This is a genomic window from Methylobacterium sp. 88A, assembly GCF_000376345.1.
Lineage (GTDB): Bacteria > Pseudomonadota > Alphaproteobacteria > Rhizobiales > Beijerinckiaceae > Methylobacterium > Methylobacterium bullatum.
In genome coordinates, this window is the sequence record NZ_AQVT01000001.1 from 4,005,400 (window position 1) to 4,017,838 (window position 12,439).

Consider the following 12,439-nt stretch of genomic DNA (forward strand, 5'->3'; position numbering starts at 1 on the left):
CGGTGAGATGCAGGCAAACGCGAAACGCCGGGCCTCATCGGCTCGGCGTTTTTTCGTGCATCCGTTCCACCGCCGGCCCATCGACCGGCGGTGGGTTTCAACCCCTTAGCGGGCGCCGGGGAGGCGCTGCGCCATCTGGTAATGCTGCTGGAGCACCGGCAGCGCCTGTTCGGCATGGGCGCGCAGGGCCGGGTTCGTGCCGGTCTGGGCGTAGGACTGGTACATGCCGATGGCCGCCTCGTGCGACCTCACCTGGATCTGGCCGTAGAGACGGTCGAAGCGCGGGCCGGCCGGAGCGGCGGCGAGCTCGGAGAGCATGGCCTGCTGCTGCGGATCGACCGGGACCATGGTGGTGCCGGCGGTGGTGTCGACATCGCCGTTGAAGGCCTGGCTGCCGGCGGCGGCGCCACGGCTCGCGCCGCTGCCGATCCCCTCGACGGCGCCGACAGGGCCGCCGCTGAGCGTACCGGCCACGACGCCCGTGGCGGCACCCGTGGCCGCGCCCACCGCGCCGCCGGCAATCGCCAGAGGCGCGCCGATCAGGCCGCCGGGACCACCGTTGCCGGCATAGGTCCGCTCGCCGCCGGCCAGGGCCACGTTCGCCGCCCGGTGGTCACGCACGGCGTCACGGGCGAAGCGGATGACCTGCGGGTTGCGGCTCTTCGACAGCGCGATCTGGCTCGACTGGACCTCGAACGCATTGGCCTGCATCGCCTGGAGCCGGAAATCGCCGGACATGGTCTGGGCGGCGGCGGGGGTCGCCATGACGACTGCAATGGCGGACAGCGCAACGTACTTATTCATGATTCTGACCTCTGGATATGATCTTGAAAACGCAAAGGCGGCGGACCGGACCACATCTCTGCGGATCGGCGTATCCGACAACGCCACGTTTGCCGGACAACGACAGCCCCTCCATTGGGTTCCCGAAGAATGTCATCGTCATGCGGGCCATTCTACTGATATCGACCGGATCACGGCGATGATCGGCACGGCTCTATAGCCAAGCTTCACCTGTCGTTTTAGCCTCGCGGGCTCCTCGTAGGCACGGATTCACGGCGTGACCCGCGAAGGCCGCAGAAAAGCGTGGGTTGACGACGAGCCGGAGTTTTCGGGAACGCGAAACCGCACTAGCCTGCCCGTCGGCGGCGATGATGTGGATGGAGGCTCCCGGCGATGAAGACCCTGCTCGTTCCGGTGGCGCTCCATGACGCGCTGCCCTCCGTCTTCGCGACCACGCTCCTGGTGGGACGCCGCTTCGGCAGCCTGATCGAAGGCGTCTCCCTGCGTCCGGCCCTCGCCGAATACGTTCCGGTGGACATGGTCGGCGGCATGACGTGGCTGCGCGACGAGGAGGCCGACAAGGCCGAGGCCGAGGATGCCGGCAAGCGCTTCGTCGATTTCCTCGCCGGCGCCGGCATTCCCGTCGCCACGGAAGGGCCGTGCACCCCCGAATTCGTGGCCGCCGCCGGAACCCGCTACCGCTGGCGCCCGGACGTGCCGGCGGGCGACGCCTTCCTCGGACATTATGCCCGCCTGTTCACCGCCACCGTGGTGGGCCGGCCCGGGTCCGGGGATGGCGCCCCGCGCATGACCACGTTCGAGACGGCCCTGTTCGAGAGCGGCCGGCCGATCCTGCTGGCGCCCCCCACTCCTCCGACGAGCCTCGGCGAGGCGATCCTGATCGCCTGGAACGGGTCGAGCGAGACCGCGCGGGCCGTGGCCTTCGCCATGCCCTTCCTGCGCAAGGCCTCGCGTATCCGCGTCGTCAGCGCGGAGGGCGGCATGGTGCCGGGGCCGAGCGCGGAGGATCTGGCCAAGGCGCTCGCCTGCGAAGGCATCTTCGCGGACCACAAGGCCTTCACCGAAGGCCGGCGCACACCCGGCGAGGTCTTTCTCAACGAGGCGCAGGAATTCGGCTGCGATCTCCTGATCAAGGGCGCCTACACCCAGAGCCGCCTGCGTCAGATGATCTTCGGAGGAGCCACCAGCCATGTGCTGGCCCATGCCACCATGCCGATGCTGATGGCCCACTGACAGGCCCACGATAGCGCGCAATTGATTTGTGCGCATACGAACCCGATGCCACATCGCGCGTTGTCCGAGCGCATCCCGCCGTGCAGGCGGAAGCGTCCGGCGAGGGTCCCGACAGCCGGGATCGCTCCAGCGCAAGGCATTCCATGACACGACGGATCATCGCGGCCGCCACCCTGTGCGTCGGCCTGTCTTCCAGCCTGCCCGTCCTGGCCGATTCTCCACTGGTCCGCGTGCGCGGAACGATCGAATCCGTCGCGGCCGATCACGTCACGATCAAGCCCCGCATCGGTCAGGCCGTTTCGGTGAAGTTCGCCGATGCGATGAGGGTGGCCGCCGCCAGCAAGGCCGAGATCGGCGACATCAAGCCCGACAGCTACGTCGGAACCGCCGCGACGCCCCAGGCCGACGGCACCCTCAAGGCCCTCGAAGTCGCCGTCTTCGCCCCGAGCATGCGCGGTACGGGCGACGGCCATTATCCGTGGGACCTCGAGAAGGAGAACACGATGACGAACGGCGCCGTGGGCGCCCTCGCGGGCACTACCGGCCGCACGATCACCGTGACCTACAAGGGCGGCGAGAAGACCATCACGGTCCCCGAGGACGTGCCGATCGTCTCCCTCAACCCCTCCGACACATCCGTCATCAAGGTCGGCGCCCGCGTGGTGGCGATCACCAAGGCGGATGCCGCCGGCACGATGGTCGCCGACCGGATGATCGTCGGCGAGAACGGCACCGTCCCGCCCATGTAGGCGACCGCCTCGCGAACACACCCTTCCGGGGCGGCGGCGCAGCCCCGGCACCGGGGCCGGACCTCATGAATCCGCCCCGACCACAACGACGCCGAACCACCGAGGAACCGCCATGCTGAAATCCTTCCTGACGACGCTCACCCTGACCCTCGCGGTGACGGCCACCGCCGCCCAGGCCGACGACATCACGCGCTATCGCGGCACCATCGAGAAGGTGGACGGCACGGCCGTGACGATCAAGCCGCGCGTGGGCGAGGCGCTGACGGTCAGCATGGCACACGACGTGAAGGTACTGGCGGCCTCCACCGGCAAGATCACCGACATCAAGCCCGACAGCTACATCGGCACCGCGGCGATCCCGCAGCCGGACGGTTCGCAGAAGGCGCTCCAGGTCACCGTCTTCGCCTCCTCCCTGCGTGGAACGGCGGACGGGCATTACCCGTGGGATCTCGGCTCCAACTCCACCATGACCAACGGCGCCATCGGCACCATCTCCGGCACCGAGGGGCGGACCCTGCTGGTCAAGTACCAGGGCGGTGAGAAGAAGGTGAATGTTCTGGACGACGTGCCGGTGACCCTGGTGGATCCGGGCGACAAGTCCATCGTCGTCGACGGAGCGAAGGTCGTGGCCTTCACCAAGAAGGGCACCGACGGCAAGCCCACCGCCGTGATCCTCATCGTCGGCCGCAACGGCACCGTCCCGTCGATGTGAATGAGGCAACGTCGACGAAGCCATTCAGAAGCCTCGTCGACCGCTTCCCCCACCCACACACCTCCCCCTGAGGTGCCGCGCAGCAGCCTCGAAGGAGCCCTCCGGAACGCACAGCGATATCTGGAGATCTCCTTCGAGGCCTTCGCTTCGCTCCGGCGCCTCAGAATGAGGTAGCGGATGGGAGCAGGGACCGAGACGCCACCGCTCATAGGATGTTCTGGATGACCGTCTCCTCGAACACGCAGTTTCGCATCACGGTGATCCACCCGCTCATCGTGCGCGTGACCCACTGGATCAATGCGGTCGCGGTGTTCTGCATGCTGTTCAGCGGCTGGGCGATCTACAACGCCTCGCCGTTCTTTCCCTTCGTCTTCCCGAAATGGGCGACCCTCGGCGGATGGCTGGGAGGGGCGCTCGCCTGGCACTTCGCCGCCATGTGGCTGTTCGCCCTGAACGGACTCGCCTACGTCCTCTACGGCCTGTTCGCACGGCATTTCGCCAGATCGTTCCTGCCGCTGAGCCCGAGGGCGTTCTGGCGCGACGCCGCCGACGCCGTCAGGTTGCGCCTCGCCCACCGGATCGGCGAGTACAACGCGGTGCAGAGGGTCGCCTATCTGGTGGCGTTCCTTCTCGGAATCCTCCTCGTCGCCTCCGGCCTCGCTTTGTGGAAGCCGGTCCAGTTGCAGGGACTCGCCGCTTTGTTCGGCGGCTATGAATGGGCGCGGCGCGTGCATTTCCTCGCCATGTCCGGCCTCGTCGGCTTCATCCTGCTCCATCTCGCGCTCGTCATCCTGGTGCCGCGCACCCTCGTGGCGATGGTCACAGGCCGCGCCCGCATTCCCGTGGACCCCGTGGAGACGCGCTCATGAGCCGTGACGAGACTGAGGCGAACCGCCTGCGCGCGCTTCGCCGGGAGATCCAGCCGGAACTGGTGAAGCTGGAGCGCCGCCTGTTCCTGCGCTCGGGCCTGTCCCTCGGCGCCCTGTCGCTGCTTTCGGGCTGCGACCTCTCCACCGGCACCAACGGTACCCTGATCGACCGCACGCTGTGGGCGATGTCGCGCGCCAATGACCGGGTCCAGGCCTGGCTGTTCGACCCGAACACGCTGGCACCGACCTATCCGGCGAGCATGATCGACACGCCGTTCCGCTTCAACGCCTACTACCCGCCGGACAACATCCCCGAGATCGACGAAGCGACCTGGAAGCTCGACGTGTCGGGCCTCGTCGCCGACAAGACGCCCTGGACCTTGCAAAAGCTGCGCGCCCTGCCGCAGGAGAGCCAGATCACCCGTCACATCTGCATCGAGGGCTGGAGCCAGATCGGCCAGTGGAGCGGCGTGCCGCTGAAGGCCTTCCTGGAGCGGGTCGGGGCCGACTTCACCGCGAAGTATGTCGGCTTCAAATGCGCCGACCGCTATTACGGCAGCCTCGACATGCCGAGCGCCCTCCATCCGCAGACGGTGCTGGCCCTGGATTTCGGCGGCAGCGCCCTGCCTCTCGAATACGGCTACCCCCTCCGGGTGCGCGTGCCGACGAAGCTCGGCTTCAAGAGCCCCAAGCACATCGTCTCGGTCTTCGTGACCAACGACTATCCCGGCGGCTACTGGGAGGACCAGGGCTACAACTGGTTCAGCGGAATCTGACCGGGGTCAGACACCGGCGATGCCGGCCCCGGAGGCCGATGGCCGGGAATCGAAGCGGAAGGACAAGCCTGCTCCCCGCACCGGACTCGAGGGAAGGATCTTTCGGGAAGCGCCTAGTCTTTGAAAATCACTCTCGTTGACCCGAACGAGCCAAGATATGCACAATGCAGGGAGACAAAAGAAAGAACCGCCTGCCTGCACCATGCCTCCCGAGACAGGTTTGTCCGCAGGCAATGCTTGGATTGGAAATCCGTGTCGTTACGCCTTGGACTGTTACCCGCCCACGTGACGATCCACCCGGCGCATGCCGAGTGCACGCCTCGCCTCGCACGAATGCCGAAACTCGGCGAAAGCTCATAGGTTCGACCCATGAGACGAGCGTTTCGAGGCATGTGAGGCCCTGACCGGCATTGGCCGTCAGGTGCTCGGACGATCCCCCAACACTGAAAAACGACACCCGGAGGAGGGAACGATGGTTCTCGGAGATCAGGTCGTGTTCGCGAGACTCGATGTCGCCGAGGCGCTGGGCATCTGGCGTCACGCCACGGGGCGTATCGTCGACATCGTATCCGGCCCCGACGGGGCAGAGGCGGTGAACGTCCAGTTCGAGGGCCACGGCCTGCTCGTCGGCTACATCGCGACGCTGTTCCAACGCATCGGCTGAGCGCGCGGTCTGCGGGGGTTAAAGGCAGGCTCTCGCGAGCCGGGCGCGAGGAGTGGAAGACCGATCATGACAGCGGGCAGCCTGGCGACGCGCAGCGTTCCCACCAACATCCTCCGTCCGCCCCTGCGCACCGTGAGCCAGACCACCGTCGAAGCCGACCTCTGGCGTGCCATGCGCGCCGAGGCCGAAGCCGCGTTGATCGAAGAGCCGCTCTATGCCGGCATCATCCAGGCGACGGTCCTGGATCAGCCGAGCCTGATCCATGCCCTCGCCTACCGGCTCGCCCATCGCCTCGGCGACGGCGATCTCTCCCGCCTGTCCACCCGCGACCTCTGCCTCGCCGCCTTCCAGGCGGACCCGCATGCGGGCGGTCACGCGGTCCGCGACATCGTCGCCATCCGCGAGCGCGACCCCACCTGCCGCCGCTATCTCGATCCCTTCCTGTTCTACAAAGGGCTGGCCTCTCTGGAGGGCTACCGGGTGGCCCATTGGCTTTGGCACCAGGGCCGCGCCACCCTGGCGCTGCATATCCAGAGCCGGATCTCGGAGGTGTTCGGGGCCGACATCCATCCCGCCGCGCGAATCGGCTCGGGCGTGTTCATCGATCACGCCACCGGCGTCGTCATCGGCGAGACCACGGTGATCGCCGACGATGTCTCGATCCTGCAATCGGTGACCCTCGGGGGCAACGGCAAGGAGAGCGGCGACCGCCATCCGAAGATCGAACGCGGGGTTCTGCTCAGCGTCGGCGCCAAGGTGCTGGGCAATATCCGGGTCGGCGAGGGCGCGAAGGTCGCCGCCGCCGCCGTGGTGCTGCACGACGTGCCCGCCCACACCACCGTCGCGGGCGTGCCGGCCCGCGTCGTGTCGCGCATCAGCCCCACCGAGGACCCCGCCCTCAGCATGGACCAGTTTTTCGGTGACGGGATTTAGGAACGATTTTTCAACTCTTCTCGTCCCACGGAGCCGCGCAGCACGAGATAAATCATCTCCTATAGTTGCTATTAATAGAATTAAAATATCTTATACGGCATAAAATAGAATATACATTCTCTAAAGACGATAATTTATAGAACAGAATTTCATTGACCCCCTTCAAGATCAAGCGTTAGAAACAACCCGTCCCCGCAGTGACGCTTTGTCTGAGGCAGCGGGGGCCGATCAAGATCAGTCCAAGATCATCATCGAGCGAGAGCGGACGCGTGATAGGCGCGGCTACGATGCGGCATGCGCCGCGTCACGGCCGGCCAACGCCTCCTGCCGCAATACGGAGACGAACCCCCATGAGTGGACCCGGTCTGAGCGTGAGCGCCTCGGCGGCACGCAATCTTGCAACGGCGACCGTCACGTCGGTCCAGAACGCGGCCAACACCCCCCGCTGGTTCCATCGCCTGCTCCCCTTCGTCGACGTCGCCGGCGGCGTCTACCGGGTCAACCGCCGCGCCGTGGTGCTGGCCAAGCCCGGCCGCATCGAGCTCGCCAATGACGGCGGCACCCGCACCGTGCGCCCGGCCTCCCTGCGCAGCGTCCCGCTGTTCAGCCGCCTCGGCGACAACGAGCTGTCGGCGCTGGCCTCCAAGTTCACCGTCTCCCAGCACAAGGCGGGCGACGTCATCGCCGAGGAGGGCTCCACCGGCCGCAGCCTCACCGTCGTGGCCGAGGGCACCGTCGAACTGACCCTGTCGGGCCCGTTCAAGAACCGCCTGCGCCAGGGTCTCGCCACCGGCGGCGACTATTTCGGCGACAACGATCTCGTGAGCGAGAACGCGCCCGCTCCCGCCGTGAAGGCGCTCTCGGCGGTGACGCTGCTCACCCTCGACCGCTCCGCCATCGAGGACGAGGGCATCCGCTCGCGCATCTCGCAGTTCGTGGAAGAGCGTGACCGCCTCAAGGGCCACACCAACAGCGAGGGCGAGCAGGGCATCGAGCTTCTGGCGGTCCATACCGGCGAGCCGCGCCTGCCCACGACCTATGTCGATTACGAGGTCGACCCGCGCGAGTACCACCTCTCCACGATCCAGACGATCCTGCACACCCACACCCGCGTCACCGATCTCTACTCCAACGAGATCGACCAGCTGCGCGAGCAGATCCGCCTCACGGTCGATGCCGTGAAGGAGCGGGAAGAGTGGGAGCTGTTCAACAATTCCGAGTTCGGCCTGCTCCACGAAGTCAGCCAGCGCCAGCGCATCCCGACGCGCGGCGGACCGCCCACTCCGGACGATCTCGACGAGCTCCTGACCCTGGTCTGGAAGAAGCCCGCCTTCTTCGTGGCCCACCCTCGCGCCATCGCGGCCTTCGGCCGTGAAGCCACCCGTCGCGGCGTGCCGCCGGTGGTGATCCACCTGTTCGGCTCGCCCTTCATCACCTGGCGCGGCGTGCCGATCGTGCCCAGCGACAAGCTCCCCATCGACATCGACCCGGTGACCGGCGCCCAAACCACCTCGATCCTGCTCCTCCGCGTCGGCGAAGGCGAACAGGGCGTGGTCGGCCTGCAGAAGTCCGGCGTCACCGGCGAGATCGAGACCGGCCTGTCGGTGCGCTACATGGGCACCAACGACCATTCCATCGCCTCGCACCTCGTGACCCGCTACTTCTCGGCCGCGGTGCTGGTGGAAGACGCCATCGCACGCCTCGATAACGTGCTGCTGGGCAACTACCATGACTACGCTTAACGCGCCGGGTCTCCCCACGGGCAGTCTCCCTACGGGGGTGTTCGGCGACACGGCGCATGCGGATCTCGTCGGGCGCCTGGCCCGCGAGATCTACGGTCAGGGTCAGACGGCGTCCGCGCCCCTGACCCCCAACCTGCCGCAGACGCCGCAAGCGCCGCAGGCCACCCCACGGCTGCCGCAGGCCCTGGAGAACATTCCCCAGGGCTTCGGCCACCCGATTGCCCCCCAGGCCTTTGCCCCCAAGGCGGATCTCGGCACGCCGTCGATCCCCTCGGGCGCCGCGCCGTCGGGCCTTCAGCCCGACGCCTCGGCGCTGGCCGCCCGCTCGTTCGGCGCCCCTCCGGTCGGCCTTCCCGGCCTCACCGGTCCGGGCTTCGCTCAAGCATCGGCGTTTCCCTCGGTCCATCCCGAGGCGCAGGCTCCCCGTGGGGGCCTGCCCGAGTTCTTCGTGCCGAGCGTCGCCGATGTCGCCGCCTTCCTCCCGGGCGGCCACGATCTCCACGCCACGATCGCCAAGGATCACCCGCGCGCCAATGCCTTCGCGCATGGGTTCGCGCCGTCCCTGGTGCCGGAAGCGCCCGGTCATGGGCGCCAGAACGCCTCGCGTCAGGACGCCTCGCGGGAGACGGTCTCCCGCGCCGGCCGGAAGGTGGAGATCGCCGACGAGCCGTTCTCGTTGGGCGAGTACTACTTCCTGACCGACCGCAGCCGGACGGGCAACGCCGCGCCCGCCCCGTCGACTCGCCACGAGCCTCGCCCCGGCCATGCGCCCCATGTCTCGTCGCAGGGCTCCAGCCCGGTGGCGGCCCCCTTCGACGTGGAGCGGGTGCGCAAGGACTTCCCGGCCCTGCACCAGAGCATCAACGGGCATCCGCTGGTCTGGCTCGACAATGCGGCCACCACCCACAAGCCGCAGAGCGTCATCGACGCGACGTCCGAATTCTACGCCCGCCACAACTCGAACATCCACCGGGCCGCGCACACCCTCGCGGCGCGCTCCACGGACCTGTTCGAGGGCGGACGCGAGAAGGTGCGTCGCTTCATCAACGCAGCCTCGACGGACGAGATCATCTTCCTCCGGGGCACCACGGAAGCGATCAACCTCGTCGCCAACTCCTACGGTCGCGCCAATATCGGCCCGGGTGACGAGATCATCATCTCGACCATCGAGCATCACGCCAACATCGTCCCCTGGCAGCTCCTCACCCAGGCGACCGGGGCGACCCTGCGCGTGATTCCCGTGGACGATCGCGGCGAGATCATCTTCGAGCAGTTCGCGACCCTCCTGTCGGGCCGCACCAAGATCGTCTCGATCACCCATGTGGCCAACGCTCTGGGCACCATCAACCCGGTCCGTGAGATCATCGCCCTGTCGCATGCCTATGGGGTGCCGGTGCTGGTGGATGCGGCGCAATCGTCGCCGCACATCCCCCTGGACGTGCAGGCGCTGGACGCCGACTTCCTCGTCTTCTCCGGGCACAAGGTGTTCGGGCCGACGGGCATCGGCGCCCTCTACGGTAAGCGCGCGCTGCTGGAGGCGATGCCTCCGTGGCAGGGCGGCGGCCACATGATCGAGGACGTCACCTTCTCGAAGACGGTCTACAAGGGCGTTCCCGAGAAGTTCGAGGCGGGCACGCCGGACATCGCGGGAGCGGTGGGGCTCGGCGCGGCCCTGGACTACCTCGAGAGCGTCGGACTTCCCGGCATCGCGGCCTACGAGCACGACCTGCTCGAATACGCGCAAGCCGGGCTCGCCGAGGTGAAGGGTCTGCGCCTGATCGGGACCGCGCGACAGAAAGCCAGCGTCATGTCCTTCGTCGTCGACGGGCATGACAACGAAGCGGTGGCCAAGCACCTCGACGCCCGCGGCATCGCCGTGCGCTCGGGCCACCATTGCGCCCTGCCGGCCCTGCGCCGCTTCGGCGTCGATCAGTCGGTGCGCGCCTCGCTGGCCTTCTACAACACCCGCGCGGACGTGGACGCCTTCCTGAAGGGGCTCCACAGCCTGCCGCGCCGATAGCGCAACGGCCCGAAGACGCAAGGCGATAGCATTCGGCCCGGTCGGTTCTCCGACCGGGCCGAATGCGTTTGCGTTTCATACCAAGCGGCGCCGATCCCGGCCGATGGTCGTCCTCGGCGCGTCCGGCGGACGCCCGCCGCCGCGCAGTCGGCCGGTATCACTTGCCGGATGCGGCGGCGGTGAAGCGGTGGAGCAGCATGCCCGCCACCATCGCCGCCACGAACCCGATCACCTGCGGCAGGCCCAGCGTCAGGCCCGCCAGCGCCGGGCCGGGGCAGAGACCGACGAGGCCCCAGCCGATGCCGAACAAAGCAGCGCCGCCGATCAGGCTCGCCGTGATGGGACGGTTGTGGGGAATCTCGAAGCGCTGGGCCAGCACGGGCCTGCGCATCCGCGACACGAGGACATAGCCCAGCGCCGAGACGGCGACCGCGCCGGCCAGCACGAAGGCGAGGCTCGGGTCCCAGGCGCCGGCCACGTCGAGGAAGCCGAGAACGCGCGCCGGGTCCATCATGCCCGAGAGCGCGAGGCCGAATCCGAACAGGAGGCCGGCGAGCAAGCCCACCGCGGACCGCAAGGTGTCCATCACCATCCTCCGTGGCGGACGAGGAACACCGTCGCGGCGGCGGCGGCCATGAAGGTCGCCACCGCCGCGATGGAGCGGGGCGACAGCCGGGCGAGGCCGCAGACGCCGTGGCCGCTGGTGCAGCCCCCGCCGAGCCGCGTCCCGTAGCCGACGAGGAGGCCACCGAGGACGATGAGGCTCCACGGCGCGTCGAGTTGCACGACGGGCCATGCACCGAAGGCGAGGCGATACAGGACCGGGCCGAGGAGCAGGCCGGCGAGGAAGGCCCAGCGCCACGGCGTGTCCCGGCTCAACGGCAGCATCGCCCCGGCGGCGATGCCGCTGATCCCGGCGATGCGGCCGTTGAGGACGAGGAGCAGGGCGGCGGAGGTCCCGATCAGGGCACCACCGGCAAGAGCTGACAGGTAGACGATCATTCGGAGACTCCGGCTCCAGTCGAGGGAGCCACTTGGAACGAGTTCTTTCGTGGCGGACCAACGCGGCCGACCGTAGAGAACCCGCCATCGAGAATGAGAAACGACGCCCCGGCGGTAGCCCCCGCGCCCACCGAGAGGTCGAACGCCGAAGCGTTGCTGTCAATCCAAAATATCCTGTCGCCACGGCCCGACGCAGAGCGTGCCGGGATGGCTCAGGGAATGATGGCGATGACGCGGATCTCGATACGCATCCTGGGCAAACCGAGCGCATCGACGCCCAGCTGGGTCCAGATCGGGGCACGATCGAGCGTCGAACGGCAGAAGCGGCCGGCAGCGCATCATGTCAGAGTGTGGGGAGCTCTGACGTGCCCAGATCGCCAGACGTCATCGGCCAGACGACATCCGGATGACATGGCCAAGACTGGAAATGGCTGAGACTGAAATGGCCAAGACCGAAAGCGTGCCACGCGCTCCCTAGAACATCCCGTTCGGGTTGGCGGAAGAATCGGGCAGGATCTGCAGCACGTCCCAATGCTCGACGATCCTGCCGCCCTGATCGAGCCGGAAGATATCGATGGCCGCATAATCGTGGTCGCCCGGCCAGTGCTGCAGGCAATGTAGCACCACGAGATCCCCCTCGGCGACCGCCCGCTTCACCTCCACCCGCTTGCCCGGCCATTCATGCGCCATGCGCTCGAAATAAGCGATGAAGCCGTCCTTGCCGTTCGCCACATGCGGGTTGTGCTGGATGTAGTCGTCGCCCGCATAACGCTCGATGGCTTCGCGCGGCAGGCACTCGTCGAACATCAACCGATAGAAGGCGATCACAGTCGCCTTGTTCTGCTCTAGGTCGGTCATGTTGTCCCCTGAGCGAGGCGGAGTCCACTCGAGAAAGGCGGCCCGCCTTTCTCGATACCATCCATCACGCCCTCACG

At 67.5% G+C, this 12,439-nt stretch carries 13 protein-coding genes; 9 read left to right on the plus strand and 4 right to left on the minus strand.

Going from position 1 to position 12,439, the window contains the following annotated elements; translation table 11 throughout:
- Positions 1-105 precede the first annotated feature (105 nt).
- On the minus strand, positions 106-807 hold the full coding sequence (locus A3OM_RS0119170) for a DUF4142 domain-containing protein (protein WP_026176209.1): 702 nt from the start codon (positions 805-807) through the stop codon (positions 106-108).
- A 369-nt stretch (positions 808-1,176) separates the two neighbouring features.
- On the opposite strand from A3OM_RS0119170, the gene A3OM_RS0119175 reads away from it, so the two are divergent.
- From A3OM_RS0119175 to A3OM_RS0119215, 9 genes are all read left to right on the plus strand, one after another.
- Positions 1,177-2,037, plus strand: a complete 861-nt coding sequence (locus A3OM_RS0119175) for a universal stress protein (RefSeq protein ID WP_018045400.1) — start codon at positions 1,177-1,179, stop codon at positions 2,035-2,037.
- A gap of 143 nt (positions 2,038-2,180) precedes the next feature.
- Positions 2,181-2,786: a hypothetical protein gene (locus tag A3OM_RS0119180; RefSeq protein ID WP_018045401.1), complete on the plus strand. Its 606-nt coding sequence runs from the start codon at positions 2,181-2,183 to the stop codon at positions 2,784-2,786.
- A gap of 112 nt (positions 2,787-2,898) precedes the next feature.
- On the plus strand, positions 2,899-3,498 hold the full coding sequence (locus tag A3OM_RS0119185) for a hypothetical protein (RefSeq protein WP_018045402.1): 600 nt from the start codon (positions 2,899-2,901) through the stop codon (positions 3,496-3,498).
- 221 nt (positions 3,499-3,719) lie between these two features.
- Complete coding sequence (locus tag A3OM_RS0119190) at positions 3,720-4,367, plus strand: cytochrome b/b6 domain-containing protein (protein WP_043764908.1); 648 nt, start codon at positions 3,720-3,722, stop codon at positions 4,365-4,367.
- Positions 4,364-5,143 carry a molybdopterin-dependent oxidoreductase gene (locus tag A3OM_RS0119195; protein WP_018045404.1) on the plus strand — a complete coding sequence of 260 codons (780 nt, stop codon included), beginning with the start codon at positions 4,364-4,366 and terminating at the stop codon, positions 5,141-5,143. Before A3OM_RS0119190 ends, A3OM_RS0119195 begins: the two co-directional genes overlap by 4 nt.
- 472 nt (positions 5,144-5,615) lie before the next feature.
- Entirely contained in the window at positions 5,616-5,807 is a 192-nt protein-coding gene (locus A3OM_RS0119200; RefSeq protein WP_018045405.1) for a hypothetical protein, read from the plus strand.
- Between the two features lie 66 nt (positions 5,808-5,873).
- Complete coding sequence (gene cysE, locus A3OM_RS0119205; protein WP_018045406.1) at positions 5,874-6,740, plus strand: serine O-acetyltransferase; 867 nt, start codon at positions 5,874-5,876, stop codon at positions 6,738-6,740.
- A 350-nt stretch (positions 6,741-7,090) separates the two neighbouring features.
- Positions 7,091-8,482, plus strand: coding sequence for a family 2B encapsulin nanocompartment shell protein (locus tag A3OM_RS26620; RefSeq protein WP_018045407.1), 1,392 nt, complete (start codon positions 7,091-7,093; stop codon positions 8,480-8,482).
- On the plus strand, positions 8,469-10,502 hold the full coding sequence (locus tag A3OM_RS0119215; RefSeq protein ID WP_026176211.1) for a family 2A encapsulin nanocompartment cargo protein cysteine desulfurase: 2,034 nt from the start codon (positions 8,469-8,471) through the stop codon (positions 10,500-10,502). The genes A3OM_RS26620 and A3OM_RS0119215 overlap by 14 nt, the downstream gene beginning before the upstream one ends.
- Before the next feature lie 157 nt (positions 10,503-10,659).
- On the opposite strand, the gene A3OM_RS0119220 is transcribed toward A3OM_RS0119215, so the two are convergent.
- The 3 genes from A3OM_RS0119220 to A3OM_RS0119230 form a co-directional block, all read right to left on the minus strand.
- Complete coding sequence (locus tag A3OM_RS0119220) at positions 10,660-11,088, minus strand: DUF6691 family protein (protein ID WP_018045409.1); 429 nt, start codon at positions 11,086-11,088, stop codon at positions 10,660-10,662.
- Positions 11,088-11,504: a YeeE/YedE thiosulfate transporter family protein gene (locus A3OM_RS0119225; RefSeq protein WP_018045410.1), complete on the minus strand. Its 417-nt coding sequence runs from the start codon at positions 11,502-11,504 to the stop codon at positions 11,088-11,090. The genes A3OM_RS0119220 and A3OM_RS0119225 overlap by 1 nt, the downstream gene beginning before the upstream one ends.
- Before the next feature lie 474 nt (positions 11,505-11,978).
- The gene (locus tag A3OM_RS0119230; protein ID WP_018045411.1) at positions 11,979-12,362 is read right to left on the minus strand and encodes a nuclear transport factor 2 family protein; all 384 of its coding nucleotides are present in this window, start codon (positions 12,360-12,362) and stop codon (positions 11,979-11,981) included.
- Positions 12,363-12,439 lie beyond the last annotated feature (77 nt).